Source organism: Chitinophaga sp. CC14 (assembly GCF_048957795.1).
In the GTDB taxonomy this organism is placed as follows: Bacteria; Bacteroidota; Bacteroidia; order Chitinophagales; family Chitinophagaceae; genus Chitinophaga; species Chitinophaga ginsengisegetis.
Genome location: NZ_JARBFY010000001.1, coordinates 1,801,755 through 1,816,669, shown reverse-complemented (window position 1 = coordinate 1,816,669; position 14,915 = coordinate 1,801,755). Strand labels below are relative to the sequence as shown.

10 protein-coding genes are annotated in these 14,915 nt (G+C 47.3%); all 10 read right to left on the bottom strand.

Annotation, left to right across the window (positions count from 1 at the left end; translation table 11 throughout):
- Nucleotides 1–6: 6 nt before the first annotated feature.
- Nucleotides 7–648, bottom strand: coding sequence for an O-methyltransferase (locus PV783_RS07610; protein WP_363430936.1), 642 nt, complete (start codon nucleotides 646–648; stop codon nucleotides 7–9).
- A 161-nt stretch (nucleotides 649–809) separates the two neighbouring features.
- Entirely contained in the window at nucleotides 810–1,508 is a 699-nt protein-coding gene (locus PV783_RS07605; RefSeq protein WP_111576694.1) for a TIGR00730 family Rossman fold protein, read from the bottom strand.
- A 337-nt stretch (nucleotides 1,509–1,845) separates the two neighbouring features.
- A complete protein-coding gene (locus PV783_RS07600; RefSeq protein ID WP_420987572.1) occupies nucleotides 1,846–2,991 on the bottom strand; it encodes a TIGR03364 family FAD-dependent oxidoreductase in 1,146 nt (381 codons plus the stop codon).
- A 21-nt stretch (nucleotides 2,992–3,012) separates the two neighbouring features.
- Nucleotides 3,013–3,690, bottom strand: a complete 678-nt coding sequence (locus PV783_RS07595; RefSeq protein WP_420987570.1) for a phosphonatase-like hydrolase — start codon at nucleotides 3,688–3,690, stop codon at nucleotides 3,013–3,015.
- Nucleotides 3,691–3,986: 296 nt separating this feature from the next.
- A complete protein-coding gene (locus PV783_RS07590) occupies nucleotides 3,987–4,574 on the bottom strand; it encodes a hypothetical protein (protein WP_420987569.1) in 588 nt (195 codons plus the stop codon).
- A 41-nt stretch (nucleotides 4,575–4,615) separates the two neighbouring features.
- A complete protein-coding gene (locus PV783_RS07585) occupies nucleotides 4,616–6,025 on the bottom strand; it encodes an FAD-binding oxidoreductase (protein ID WP_420987568.1) in 1,410 nt (469 codons plus the stop codon).
- A 47-nt stretch (nucleotides 6,026–6,072) separates the two neighbouring features.
- Nucleotides 6,073–7,098: a PorP/SprF family type IX secretion system membrane protein gene (locus PV783_RS07580; protein ID WP_420987567.1), complete on the bottom strand. Its 1,026-nt coding sequence runs from the start codon at nucleotides 7,096–7,098 to the stop codon at nucleotides 6,073–6,075.
- 6 nt (nucleotides 7,099–7,104) lie between these two features.
- The gene (locus PV783_RS07575) at nucleotides 7,105–10,779 is read right to left on the bottom strand and encodes a PKD domain-containing protein (RefSeq protein ID WP_420987566.1); all 3,675 of its coding nucleotides are present in this window, start codon (nucleotides 10,777–10,779) and stop codon (nucleotides 7,105–7,107) included.
- Nucleotides 10,780–10,977: 198 nt separating this feature from the next.
- Complete coding sequence (gene recG / locus PV783_RS07570) at nucleotides 10,978–13,131, bottom strand: ATP-dependent DNA helicase RecG (RefSeq protein WP_262488101.1); 2,154 nt, start codon at nucleotides 13,129–13,131, stop codon at nucleotides 10,978–10,980.
- Nucleotides 13,132–13,181: 50 nt separating this feature from the next.
- Nucleotides 13,182–14,507: a citrate (Si)-synthase, eukaryotic gene (locus PV783_RS07565; RefSeq protein WP_079469336.1), complete on the bottom strand. Its 1,326-nt coding sequence runs from the start codon at nucleotides 14,505–14,507 to the stop codon at nucleotides 13,182–13,184.
- Between the last annotated feature and the right edge of the window lie 408 nt (nucleotides 14,508–14,915).

The following is a 14,915-nucleotide window of genomic DNA, read 5'->3' as shown; positions in this document are numbered from 1 at the left end:
GGCGTTTTATTTCTTCCTGATCATCAGTACACCATCCCGGATGGTGAGTAATACCTGTTCTGCACGATCATCTGCCAACACTTTTTCACAAAAACTGATCATGGCCTTTGCCTGGCGTCCCTGTTCATTTTCAGGCAGCAGCACCTGGCCGTGATACAACACGTTATCTGCCAGAATAAATCCACCGGGACGCAATTTATCCCAAACCAGGTCGTAATACTGTTCATATCCGGATTTGTCCGCGTCAATAAACACCAGGTCGAATACTTCATCCAGTTGTTCAATAACGTCAGCCGCTTTACCGATATGCATTTTAATTTTATCTGCATTCCCGCTTGCCGAGAAATAGTGATGACAAAGTGTTTCCAGTTCTTCGTTGATATCTACCGTGTGTAATATGCCATCGGGGGTAAGGCCCGCAGCCAGGCAAATTGCTGAGTACCCGGTGTAAGTGCCCAGTTCCAGGATGCGGCGGGGCCGGATCATATGGCTTACCATACTGAGGAACTGCCCCTGTACCTGCCCGCTCAACATATGTGGCAGCTCTACTTTCAGATGTGTTTCCCTGTTCAGCTGGTACATCAATTCACTCTCCTGACTGGTATATTTTTCTGAATAGGCCTCCACTGCTGCCGGTATGAGCTCCATATATTAAAATTTCTGCAAAGCTAAGGAAAAGCGGCTAACTGACAGCCTGTTGCTTCCAACAGAAAAAGCGGATATATCCATAAACGTTATTCTGCCGGGTTTTATTCTATCCGGGCGTACGTTCATGTATATCCGCTTTTCCGGCCTGAAGGCAGGCTTTATCAGAAATTCGGTCTTAATTTATTGGTTGTATAGAAAACACGGAAATATTCCACCACTTCATCTGCGGTGTCAAATAACTGCAGCAGGTCGAGGTCTTCCGGGTTAATATTGCTTTCCTTTTCCATCATTACAGTGCGGATCCATTGCAGGAGGCCACTCCAGTACTCTCTACCCACCAATACCATAGGGGTTTCCTCCATTTTTTTGGTTTGTATGAGGGTGAGTACTTCAAAGAATTCATCCATGGTACCAAATCCCCCGGGCATCATAATGAAGCCCTGTGAGTACTTGGTGAACATCACTTTGCGGACAAAGAAATAGTCGAAATGAAGATTATTCTCCGGATCAATAAAACTATTGGGATGCTGCTCATGCGGCAGGCTGATATTGGCCCCTACTGATTTGCCATGTGCGGCCTGGGCTCCCCTGTTGGCCGCTTCCATCACACCCGGTCCGCCGCCGGTGATGATGCCAAAGCCTTCGTCTGCCAGGCGGGTGGCTATTTCCTGGGTAAGATCGTAATAACGGTTACCCGGCTTCGTACGGGCTGATCCGAATATGGAAATGCAGGGTCCAATTTTAGCCAGCTTCTCAAATCCTTCAACAAACTCCGCCATAATCTTGAATATCTGCCAGCTGGAATGCGCTCTTGTTTCCGTCCAATCTCTTTCTTTAAGATTCTTTATACTACTGTTCATGCGACTGCTTTTTTATTATCCTATAAAACACTTCCCCGTGCAGGCACGTGGAATGATGTAATTTATATAATAATTGGCTTACAGTAACAGCCATACGCATAAAAAAAGCAGGTAACTATATAGAAACCTGCTTTACATTTAACACGTTATGAACGTGCAGCGATGTTAAATAAACATCGCTGCAGAAACGTTGCTAATGCTGGCAATCAAAAAAATAAATAATGTTGAAATTTATTAAGATAGTACTATCGTTTTAATCAACAGATGTTCTCATAACGCTTAATCTCCATTAATTTATTAATTATTTAAGCAATAACCTAATTTAAATTTATCAAGGTTACGCAAAGGTATGCATGCCCCCCACTACTTCTTCTGCGAGTCCGAAAGACAATGTCATGCCGGCTCCGCCAAGACCGTTTACAATCGTTACATTTTTTTCAGGAGAGAACACCAGGTCTGTTTTACCGTTGGTGAGTTTTGGATAGATGCCATGCCATTGTTCCTGGATGGTATACTCCGGCGCCTGCAAAAAGGTGTGCATATACTGCAGGATGAGATCATTGATAAATGCTTTATCAAATGGTTCGAAGTCCGGACCATATTCATGTGAGTCACCGATGGTGAGTTCACCTGCACCATTTTGAGAGATGAGCAGGTGGATGCCCCATTTCACATAATCCGGCATTTCCTGCGCGAAGCGTTGCTTCAAGGGTTCCAGGGTTTTACAGCTTTCAAAGGCCGCATAGTGTCCCAGCGTTAAACCTGCGCACAGAGCGGGTCCCAGCTGCCAGTTGCCCGGTTGCGGGATGGTACGCATCATCTGCAGTTTGCATTTTTTCAGGGGAGCCGCTGCAAATTCAGCAGGGTAAAGCGTTTCAAAATCCGCACCGCTGCATACAAACACTTCGTCCACTTTCCAGCGCTCATCTTTTGTTTCTATGTAAGGCATGCTGATACCATTTACCGCGGTGCCAAAACGAACCGTTACGTTGAGATTGTCTTCCAGATGCTTTGCAATGGCTGCACTGGCCTGACGCGGATTCACGGTCATTTCGGAGGCACTCCATAATGCGCCTTTCAACCCGTTTGTTTTAATAGCGGTGGTATATTTTCCTATTTGTGAAGGGGCAATCAGCTCACAGCTGTAACCGTTGCCCGGAGCGGCCTGTACAAATTCTTCCAATACCGCCAGTTCATCATTTTCATATGCGAGATGCAGCGATCCTGTTTCCTGGCACTGCAAACCGATGGCTGCCGCCAGGTCTTTCCAGGTGCGGCGGCTGCGCATAGCACGGTCGTGCATTTTGCCCGCCGTTTGCCCGATGGGCCATACCAACCCGAAATTGCGGATCGAAGCACTGATCGCTTTGCTGTTACGTTCAAATAGAACTACTTTTCTTCCTGTTGATGCCAGGTGGTAAGACATCGCCAACCCCACTATTCCTGCACCTATTACCGCTACATCTGCCTGTTGTTGTTGCATGATATAAAATGTAAAGTATGATTAAAAGATAGACAGTAGTTCATCCAGCGATGCTACCAGGTGGGTATGCGGACCTTTCTCCAGTTCTTCGCGGCTATAGGCGCCGGTAGTAACGCCTATTACGTAGCGGCAACCTGCATTGGTACCTTCTTCCAGGTCGGAAATGGTATCGCCGGTTTTGGCCACCGATTGTATACTGCGGATTTCCAGTTCTTCCATAATCCGGTAAATCATATATGGATACGGACGGCCAAAAGGTACTTCATCGCTGGTGGCTACAGCATCAACGAGTCCTTTTTGCTGCCAGCCCACCCTTTCCAGGATCACGTTGGTAATGTCCCTGTCGAAACCCGTATCCAGCGCCACTTTAATGCCCTTTGCCTTTAGTGCGGCAAATACTGCTGATACGCCGTCCTTTTCCCGTACCGCAGGATGTGTTGCATAATGCGCTTTCATATCCGCCACAAAACGGCTGTGTAGTTCAAGGATAAAGGCTTCGTCACTGTAACGGCTATCCTGCTGCTGCTGCAACAGGTAACGGATGGCATACGGCTTGGCGTATCCCATTACTTCATTTACCTGTTCCAGCGTTACGGTAACTCCCGCCAGCTTGATAGCCTGCTGTAACACCTTTGCTACATTGGATTCATCATGCAGGGTAGTGCCTGCAATATCAAAAACAACTAATTGTATTCCCATCTTTTCCCGGTATTAATATGTGGCAAAGATAATGACTTACTAAAAATAAGTTTAGCCTTTATAAACATTTAACATGCGGTTAATACGCGGATGTTGTCTTTTTCGGGATTAGGCTGATTATACTGATTTTGTTGATTTGATCACTTTTGATTTTAAATGATTAAGGGAGATAAGCGAATAGATCCGCATATCTCCCTTAATTATTTATAAAATCCAGAAAAATAAAATCCCTAAATCAGTATAATCAGCCTAATCCTGTTCCAAGACAATTTCCTATCGCCGAAGGCGATCCTCCGCTAGAAGCCAAGTCCTGCGCCCACCCTGTATATCAGGCTGTTGTTATAAGGCGAACGGTTGTCCTGGATCACATCATACAAAATAGAGATGCCTATACCTACCCTGCCACCTACGCTCTGGGTATAACCGGCGCCCACGAGCAAGCTGGGAACACCATAATTGGTTTTGTAGGTTTGCTTATCCCCGTTTGCCTGGTAAACGGTAGAATTCTGTGTAACAAAATTATATTCCGGCTGGATATGTATAAATACCATCGGGATCGGGTATACCCGGCCCCAGATACCACCACCAAAGATGGTGTATTTATCACGCTGAGTGGTATTACCAGTGTAGTAATCCCGTGATTTAAATTGCCCGTACTGCGCGTTTAAATTCACACCTGCAGCGATGTAATCAGAAAAACGGTAACCTACCAGCGGGGAGATATCCACATTGGTAACATCGCCAAACACCATTCCCAGGGAACCTCCCAGTACCAGACGGGAAGGATCAAAACCTTTGCGGGTAGCGGTGTCCGTTTTATAATACTGCGCGTGTGCCAGCTGCATTCCAGCCAGAAAGAAAAAACATATGAGTAAACGTTTCATGATCAGATTTATTAAGTTTAACTATTTACCGGCAGAAAGGTTTAACAATCGAAAATTTTACCCCGGTTTAATATATTCTTCGGGTCAAAGATCTGTTTTATTTGCTTCATGAGTTGCATGGAGGTCTGATCAAAAATGATATCCATATAGCTTTTCTGCACCAGGCCAATACCATGCTCACCGGAGATGGTACCCCCCAATGTTTTCACCAGCTGAAAAATTTCCCGTATACCTTCCGTGAGGGTGCCGTTCCATTGTTCTTCCGTAAGGGTACCACGGATAATGTTCACATGCAGGTTGCCATCGCCGGCATGACCATAACATACCGAATGAAATCCATACCGGGTTCCTATTTCCTTTACGCCTTTCAGCAATACCGGCAGTTCTGCACGGGGTACTACGGTATCTTCTTCTTTGTATACAGAATTTGCCTTTACGGCTTCTGCCACCCGGCGGCGCAGTTTCCAAAGCTCTTCTTTCTGCTGGGAATCTTCTGCAAACAATATCTCCCCGATATCAAAACCTTCTACCACACCGGCAATGCCTTCCATTTCCTGCATCAGTACTTCCGGGTGGTTCCCATCTACTTCTATGAGCAGGTGTGCCTGTATATCGTCTTCTATTTTAACAGCGCTGCTTTGTACGTATTGGGTTACCCAGTCGATCGCATCGCGCTCCATAAATTCCATAGCAGAAGGCGTGTAACCCGCGCGGAAAATAGCGCTCACCGCTTCGCAGGCACTTTCAGCAGAGCGGAAAGGAACCAGCATCAACAGGTCTGTTTTAGGTAACGGAATTAAGCGTAATACAATTTTGGTAACGATGCCCAGGGTGCCTTCGCTGCCTACTACCAGCTGGGTGAGATTATAGCCGGTAGCATTTTTCAGTACATTGGCGCCTGTCCAGATCACTTCGCCGCTGGGCAGCACCATTTCCAGGTTCAGCACATAATCCTTTACTACGCCATATTTCACGGCTTTGGGGCCACCTGAATTTTCAGCAATATTACCGCCAATAAAACAGGTACCACGACTGCTTGGGTCGGGTGGATAAAACAGCCCTTTCTCTTTTACGGCGTTCTGTAATTCTTCTGTGATCACACCGGGTTCGGTGATTACCTGCAGGTTCCTTTCATCTATAAGCGTGATCCGGTTAAACCGTTCCATTGAAATGAGTACGCCGCCAAACTGGGCGAGCGCGCCGCCACTGAGTCCGGTGCCGCCACCACGGGGAGTTACAGGCAACAGCTCTTCATTGCACAATTTCATGATACGGCTTACCTGTTCGGTGGTATCCGGCTTTACCACCACTTCCGGGAGATAATGCAGATCCTCGGTTTCATCCTGTGCGTAACGGCTCATACTTTCTTCATCAGCCAATACGTATTGCGCTCCGGTTATTTCACGTAATGCCGCTACATGAGCGGCAGTTACTTTATTAAACGTTGTCATGGAACAAAAATAATCATAATGCCGGTTAGGTGATAATATCCGGCCGGTTAAAAAGAAGGGCAGATCGTAGATCTTCTCGCATTGTTAAAAGTACGGTTGCTGTAAAGCCCTGTATAAACAATGCCTATTTCATAGGCGCCCCGCCGGTTATTAGCCGCCGATAAACTGGAGGTAGTAATATCGTAGTTAAACATGAGTTTTATGGAGTTGAGCTGGTAGCCAACCAGGAAAACAGCCGCATCATTGGCGCGGTAATAAACGCCGCCATACAGCTGCTGTACACCGTCGCCGGAAAGATTATAGGCTGCATTGGCGCCCAGCATCAGTTCCCTGGCGCCGGCCTGTGTGGCATAATATGCCGCAGGGTTCAGGATCACTTTATCGCTCATTTTCAAACTGGCATTCAGAAACCCGATATAGCGACGGGGAACCGTGTTGTTCCCATCAAAAAAGGTTTCCCTGGGTGTGTTGATATGTTGCACAGAGAAGCCCGCGTTTACATAAATATTATCGGTAGGAAAATAAGCATAATTGAGCCCTGCCTGCAGGTCGAAGTAACTAACGCTGCTTTGGGTGATGGGTTCCCCGGTGGGGATCTGCGAATCAAAGAACTTGCCGTTCCACTGATCGGCAAACGTGAGCTTGGTGATATCCACCCGTTTACCGGCGGAACCTACATTAAACCCTGCGGATAATAAGCTGCTGAAGCCAAGAAGCTGGTGATAAGCGATGGAAGCGTATCCTTTGGTAGAGGTCAGGTTGCCGGCGCCGGCCACATCGCGGAGCAATACGCCCCCGATGCCTACCCAGCCATATTCCAGCTGATCGCGGAATAACTGGAAGTCGCCATATGCCGACATCGTCCGGTAAGGTATGGGAACGCTGGTCCACTGATCGCGGTAATTAAGGCCAATACGGTAGTTGCCGTCCGGAATAAAACCGGTATTGGCCGGGTTAGTTGTCAATGGCGAATTAAAAAACTGTGAAAAATGGAGGTCTTGTGCATACACTCCGTTCATTGAAACAATTAATAAAATTGCCAGACATGTTGATATTTTAACGATCTGATTCATGGCTCATCATCTTAACAAGGTTACACTTCCTGATCTGCTGCCTTTTGTGCCATCCGTAAACTCCAGGTTTACGATATAGGCATACGCGTCCATAGGCTGAATATTTCCTTTAAACCGGCCATCCCAACCGATTTGAGGGTCCGAACTTTCAAAAACCAATTGTCCCCAACGGTTAAATATTTTAAGATTGAATTTGGTCGCTCCAAAAGCTTTTACATAAAATACATTGTTCTTACCACCCGGTGCAAAGGCATTAGGCACATCAAACAGCGGTACCACTATGGCGCTTACTTCCTGACATTTTGTATCCGTACAGCCTTCCGCGTTAGTAACAGTAAGACACACATTATACGTACCTGTCCGCAGGTATTGGTGACTGGGGTTTGGCAGGGATGAAGTATCGCCATCGCCGAAATTCCAGAGATAATGTATGGCGTTCGCTGAAGAACCATTCAGGAACTGTATCGGTGTATTTTCAATTGCTTTAGTGGGTGAAAAATCAAAGTCTGCTACAGGCGGCGCTGCCACATTTATTTCCTGCGTGATAGAATCCCTTTTGTTGCAGGTGTTAGGATCTTCTACCTCCAGGGTTATTTTCCAGCGGCCGGCTTTATTAAATCTATGTACCGGGTAAGGATCGTGTGAAACAGAACCGTCGTCTTCAAAAGTCCAGGTAAATGTTTCACCACCTTCAGTAGTATTATCCATTTGTATTTCTGTACCTACGCAAACAGTTCCCGGATCCGTAAACTTCGCTATAACGTTTTCGGCTACACGCAGGGTGTAGGTAATTGTTTGCGGCGCGTTACAGAAATTGGTATCCACCAGTGTGAGGGTAGCATTATAGATACCTGCATTCTGATAATAATGGAATAGCGGGAAGGTATCTATACCGGTATAGAACGGAGGTGTGCCATCGCCATAGTCCAGGATAAAGGAGCGATCCCTGAAATCTGCTGCCGGTGTGGATTCATTGGTAAACATGTACTTCAGGCTATCGCACGGATCCTGGCGCCGGGCTTCAAAATGAAGGATCGCTTCATTGTTGCCCAGCTTCACGGTTACATAAGCGGTATCTGATCCATTGCAGCTTTGCGGATCGTATTTCACCATCCTTACGCGGAAGGTGCCCACTTTTGTAAAGATGTGTGTCACCGTATCTCCTTCAGGTCCGAAGTTTAGTGTGAGGTTCTCATCCGGGAAAAACCACTGATAGGATTTACCCGGTAAGCGGGTGGTATCCACAAAGGTAATGGTATCCGGTACGCAATAGTTGCTGCGCCGGTCGAGCGTTTTGGCGCCGGCTTTCACCCCATCGAGGTTGAAGGCAATTTTCAGCGCACCGAAGTTACAGGAAGCTGGCGGCGTGCTGGAGTAGGCGCCCGGCGTGGTTGGGTACCTCGGTTTGAAACCGGTGTTGCTCACATTACACCAGGCGCAAATACCCTGGTAGATAATCCCATTGCGGTCGAAGCGGCTGGTACCGCCATCCACGTGTTCATACAAACCGGAGCCGCCAAAATAGCTTGCATACAATGGACCCTGGGTAGGACTAAATCTTACAGCATCACGTTGCAGTACGTAGAAATAAAAATCCATCCCGTCTGTGCTGCGTTGCAGCGCATCTGAGGAGGTAGTTAAACCGGAAGTTCCTGAATTCGGATAATGCAGGGAGGTGTTGATACCTCCGCCCCATCCGGACACGTATACGTTTTCGCAGCGGTCTACCAGGAATGCGGTGGGTGAAATATTGGGAGAGGAAACCAGTGTTCTTCTTTTTCCAAAAGTAGTGGAATACACGAATGCCGACAGGTTTGCGTCTAACTTCGAGATAAACTGCAATCCGTTTTCATTGTATCCGTCGGCGCTTATTAACTTGATGGGCCATGCGCCTTCAGTGGTGCCCATTACGTATACAAATCCTCTCCTGTCCAGCTGGATACCGTATACCTGGTCGGCTGCGGGATTATCTGAACCGAGGAAAGTACTTTGAATGATGTTTCTTCCATCGTTTGAAATGTGCGCAATAAACCCATCGCATACGCCGCCGCGGTACTGGGGATATATGACGCCGGCAGTTGTGGGGAAGTCGTCGCTGGCGGTGCCTCCGGCCACATACAGGGTATTAAGACCGTTTAATGCAATTACATAGGCGGCATCTTCCTTACTGCCTCCGAGGTAGCTGGCCCATACCAGGTCCTGGCAAAGCGGGTTTATTTTCATGATCACGCCATCCTGCGAACCTTTGTTAGTACCCTGGAATACGCCGGCGGTTACGGGAAAGTCGGTGGAGCGGGTGCAGCTGGCTACATAAATATAGCCTGCATCATCCACTACTACTTCACTGCGGGCGTCGTCGCCATAGTTGCGCAGCAGTACCCAGTCGCCGCCCTGGCGGTCGGCCCGCATATTCACGCCATCGTCTGCCCCTCCTGCGATGATCAATGAGCCGATGATAGCGGAGCCGGTGGCGTTTATTTTGGTAATGGCGATGTCCCATCCTCCGCGGGTTCCTTTTACAGCAGTATTGGGATAGTCATTGGAAGTAGTTCTGCCGGAGATCACGAGGTTGCCCTGCTGATCCACGAATAAGCTATGCGGTTGTTCGAGGCCGCTGCCGCCCATGTAGGTGGCATATATCAGCCTGGTACCGTTGGGGTTGAATTTGGAAATGGCGATATCAAAAGTACCGCCGCCGTAAACGCTTTGTACAGCCCCGGTTGTTACGGGGTAGCCGGGATTAAACACGATACCGCCGCCGTATAAATTACCGGCATCATCGTAAGTAGCGGTAAAGCCCCAGTTATCGGAGCGGGCGCCGGACACGGTAGAGAAAACATAGATCGGATCTATCACCAGCGGGTAGGCTGGATTGTATTCACCGGATATTTTAAAGCCCAGTTTATTACCATTCAACCGGTAGGATACCTTTACGGTTACACGTTGATTATCGATGTATTGATAAGCGAAGGGCAGTTGTTCAATCAGGTCGCCTACGGAAGTATGTACATATAGCTGGCCTTTTTTCAGTTCCATGCCGGTGGCGCCTTCATATACCATCTGGATATTATCCGGGTTAGCGCCCGGATGCACAATCAGGTCGTATTTCAGCTGGGAACCTTCGGAGTAAACGTGTGCATCAATACCGGAGTAAAGGGAATTGTAATTAACACCCTGAAAAGAACCCACGCCGGCCGCCCATTTGGTGCGGTCGTTTCCGATGAAATAGCTGCTTTTGGCATCCTGTTCTTTTTCGGGTACTATTTGTACATCAGGATTGGCGTTCAGGAAGGTAACGTTCCAGGCGTGTCCGCGTACATCAGGAATTTTGCCGGGCCGTGGAGGGGGCTGGCTGTTTCCGGGTTGGGAGGGCGCCGGTTTCACGCTGCTTTTCGGAACATACACCGTGTCGTTCCGGTGGGAGTGTCCGTGAACATATTCATTCAGGCTCCAGAGATCTTCCTGGTTCATCATCAGGAAAGTGAATCCTGTTTTTTTGAGGAAGATAGCAGCGCCATCCAGTTCTGTTTTGTAGATAACATCCTTGTCCCACTGGCCTTTGTTCTCAATAAAATTCAGGGGGGTGAAGTTTGCACGTTGCTGCTGCGCCTGGGCGGATCGTCCGGTGAACAAAAAGCAAATCATCAATCCAATAAGGCCGGTCGGGAAGGTAAATTTCAACGGGATCAGATTTATTTTATTCTTAAAAACTAATATAATACTATTAAACGCAGAAGCCACTCAAATTGTTACGGTCGGGACAAGCACAAAACTTCTGAATTGAGGAATGACAGGCTAAATGGGAAACAAGGTAAATCTCAGCTTCAGCAGCTTTTATACTTTTTTAATTCATCCATCAGTTAATAAACGTAAAAACCATCAGGAAATTTTACTCCAGATAGATTTACTTCTCTGGGCAGCCAAAAATTCTTTTAGTGCCTGATTCTCAGGCAGAAGCAGATCGGTGTCTTCTTCCAGGATCTTTTCTGCGCTGGCACGGGCAGCGTCGAGGATGGGTTTGTCCGCAACAATATCTGCCAGTTTAAAGTCGAGCACCCCACTCTGGCGGGTGCCTTCAATATCGCCGGGGCCTCTCAGCTCCATATCTTTCTCCGAAATAATAAATCCGTCGTTGGTTTGCACCATTACGTTGATCCGTTCGCGGGAATCCTGGCTTAGCTTATTGCCTGTCATGAGTACGCAGAAGGATTGCTCCGCGCCGCGGCCTACCCTTCCCCGCAGCTGGTGGAGCTGCGACAGTCCGAAACGTTCAGTGCTTTCTATCACCATTACGGAGGCATTGGGTACATTCACCCCTACTTCAATCACGGTGGTGGCTACCATAATATGGGTATCGCCGGTTACAAAGCGGTGCATATTGGTTTGCCGCTGTTCGGCAGGCTGGCGGCCGTGTACCATACTGATGTAATACTGCGGTTCCGGGAAGAAGGCTTTTACTTCTTCATATCCTTTCATCAGGTTTTCATAGTCCAGCTTCTCCGAGTCTTCGATCAGCGGGTATACGATATACGCCTGTCTTCCTTTCTTCACTTCTTCCTTTATAAAATCCATTACCTGCGGACGCTGATATTCAGTGCGGTGTACGGTGGTAATGGGTTTACGTCCGGGCGGCATTTCATCAATAACGGATACATCGAGATCGCCGTAAATAGTCATGGCCAATGTTCTTGGTATAGGCGTTGCCGTCATAACAAGAATATGCGGCGGGATGGTATTTTTTTCCCATAGGCGTGCCCGTTGTGCCACACCGAAACGGTGCTGTTCATCCACGATGGCCATTCCCAGGTTTTTAAATTCCACTTCTTTTTCCAGCAGGGCGTGAGTGCCAACGAGGATATCGATGCTGCCATCAAGGGCGCCGGCCAGTATTTGTTTACGCGCCTTGCCTTTGATGCTGCCGGTAAGCAGTGCTACCTTTACATCCATACGTTCCAGCAATTCGGAGATGCCTTTGAAGTGCTGCTGCGACAGGATTTCCGTGGGCGCCATGAGGCATGCCTGGAAGCCATTATCTTTAGCCAGCAACATGGTTAGCAGGGCTACCATTGTTTTACCGCTGCCCACATCTCCCTGCAGGAGGCGGTTCATCTGCCGTCCGTGAACGGTATCTGTCCTTATTTCTTTCAATACCCTTTTCTGTGCGCCTGTTAAAGAAAAGGGAAGATGATTGTTATAGAATTCATTAAAAGATTCGCCTACTGCACCAAACACAAAGCCGTGCGATTGCTTGTGTCTTTTGAGTTTTAGCCTGCATATACGGATTTGTGCAATAAACAGCTCTTCAAATTTCAGCCGTCGCTGTGCCAGCCGTGCATCGTCTTCGCTGGCAGGCATATGGATCCTGAAGTAGGCCATAGCGCGGGGCATGAGCCGGTACTGCTGTAATACTTCCACCGGGATGTTTTCCCTGATTTCCAGGGGAGATAATTGTTCCAGCAGGTTTTTGGTGAGTTTTCCTATAGCCTTTGCCGTTAGTCCGCGGGCTTTGAGTTTTTCTGTGGTGTAATAAACCGGTTCCAGGAATTGTTTGCCGGTGGCGATTTCTTCTGTGAGCAGATCCAGTTCCGGGTGTGCCAGCTGGGTAACGCCATTGAAAACAGAGATCCTGCCAAATACGAGGTAGGCTACATTTTCCTTCAGCGATTTCTGCATCCATTGCCAGCCCTGAAACCATACCAGGTCGATGGTGCCGGTTTCGTCTTTAAAAGTAGCCACTAATCTTTTCGACCTGTTTTCTCCCATCACTACCATGTTGATGATCTTCCCGCGGATCTGCACAAAATCTTCATACCCGCTGAGAGAGGCAATTTTATCAATCCTGGTACGATCTACATAACGGAAAGGAAAATATTGCAGGAGGTCGCCGAAGGTATATACTTTGATTTCCTTGCGCAGCAGTTCTCCTTTCTGCGGGCCCACTCCTTTCAGGTATTCTATCGGGTTTGATAATATGGCGGTAAAAGTAGAAATGGCTATTTCATTTTTTGTGAACAACAAAAATAAAAAAGGCAAATGGTAAAAATTCACCACTTGCCTCTTTTACTAAAAAAACAATTATAAAACTATTCGGCTATTGCATCTACTTTTCCTTCCACGAACTGTTTCATCCACTCGGTGGTAACAGATTTCGGTCTTTCCAGGGAAAGTCCGAGCGCTCTGTCCCAGCAGAGGGAAGCCAGTACGCCTAATGCGCGGGACACGCCAAACAACACGGTATAGAATTCATATTCCACCAGGCCGTAGTGTACCAGCAATGCGCCGGAGTGTGCATCTACGTTAGGCCATGGGTTCTTTACCTTGCCCAGGTCCTGCAGGATTGGCGGCACGGTTTCATACACTTGCCATACAATTTTCACGAGTTCATCGTTTGGCAGGTGTTTCTTGGCGAACTCCATTTGTGCCGTGAAGCGTGGATCTGTTTTACGTAAAACAGCGTGACCGTAACCTGGTACTACTTTACCATCGGCTAAGGTTTTGCGTACGTAAGATTCAATTTGTTCTTTAGTAGGAACGCCACCACCCAGTTCTTCGCGCATCTGGAGGATCCATTTGATCACTTCCTGGTTAGCGAGGCCGTGTAAAGGACCCGCCAAACCGTTCATACCGGCGGCGAACGACAGGTACGCATCGCTCAGTGCAGAACCTACGAGGTGTGTCGTGTGTGCGCTCACGTTACCACCTTCGTGGTCGGCGTGAATCACCATGTAAAGACGCATCAGTTCCTTGAAGCCTTCATCGGAGTAACCGAGCATGTGTGCAAAGTTACCTGCCCAGTCGAGCATACCGTTTGGCTGAATATGCTGGCCACCTTTATATTTACGGCGGTAAACATATGCTGCAATACGTGGCAGACGGGCAATGAGGTTCATGGTGTCCTCATAAGTATAACTCCAGTAATCTTTTTTATTAATTCCTTCTGAGTAAGCCTGTGCAAAAGAGGATTCTGTTTGCAGCGCCATAATACCCACGTTGAACATGGTCATAGGGTGTGCAGTGATCGGGAGCGCTTCAATAGCATCAAAAACGTGGTTGGGTACATGAGAGCGACGGCCCCACATGCTGGACAGGTATTGTACATCTGCTTCTGTAGGCAATTCTCCTATCAGCATCAGGTAAAATAAGCCTTCGGGTAAAGGTTCTGCGCCACCTGGTGCTTTTGGCAGGTGTTCCCTTAATTCCGGGATGGAATATCCACGAAAACGAATTCCTTCATTGGCATCCAGCAGGGAAGTTTCTGTTACCAGGCCGGTAATACCGCGCATACCCTGATAAACCTGTGCCAGTGTTACATCCTCAATTTTCTTGGTGCCGTGATTCTTTACCAGGTCTTTTACTTCAATGTTAAGTTCATCTGCTTTAACCTTGAATTTCTCTTTTATGTACCCCATTTTACTGCTATTGTTATTAATGAAAACAAAATCGATCAATAGTCAAAAGTAATGATTTGTTAACGAAGTTACCACCCTTTAGTGGTATTTAATGCCAAATTAACAACGATTTGCGAATGAAAAAGTAAGGCGGTATAGCCGCGGTGAGCTTCATTAACATAATACCTGTAAGCCCCTTACGAATATAATATATAATGTATGTATATAGACGTTAAAGAAATGTAAAATTTTCAGAATGAATTGAAAATATTGAAAGAAAAAATGCGATGATCTGAGCGGATTTTGTCTTTCTCAGGATTAGGTTGATTTGACTGATTAACTTTTTGGGATCAGGGGAGAGATTAGTGGTGGGGATGACAGGGATTGCATAAAGATCGACTGTAGGATGCTTCATTCCTACATTGCATA

Excerpts from the sequence above, each read along its gene's own strand:
- PV783_RS07610 (WP_363430936.1), bottom strand. The coding sequence starts at position 648 with ATGGAGCTCATACCGGCAGCAGTGGAGGCCTATTCAGAAAAATATACC.
- PV783_RS07605 (WP_111576694.1), bottom strand. The coding sequence starts at position 1,508 with ATGAACAGTAGTATAAAGAATCTTAAAGAAAGAGATTGGACGGAAACA.
- PV783_RS07600 (WP_420987572.1), bottom strand. The coding sequence starts at position 2,991 with ATGCAACAACAACAGGCAGATGTAGCGGTAATAGGTGCAGGAATAGTG.
- PV783_RS07595 (WP_420987570.1), bottom strand. The coding sequence starts at position 3,690 with ATGGGAATACAATTAGTTGTTTTTGATATTGCAGGCACTACCCTGCAT.
- PV783_RS07590 (WP_420987569.1), bottom strand. The coding sequence starts at position 4,574 with ATGAAACGTTTACTCATATGTTTTTTCTTTCTGGCTGGAATGCAGCTG.
- PV783_RS07585 (WP_420987568.1), bottom strand. The coding sequence starts at position 6,025 with ATGACAACGTTTAATAAAGTAACTGCCGCTCATGTAGCGGCATTACGT.
- PV783_RS07580 (WP_420987567.1), bottom strand. The coding sequence starts at position 7,098 with ATGAATCAGATCGTTAAAATATCAACATGTCTGGCAATTTTATTAATT.
- PV783_RS07565 (WP_079469336.1), bottom strand. The coding sequence starts at position 14,507 with ATGGGGTACATAAAAGAGAAATTCAAGGTTAAAGCAGATGAACTTAAC.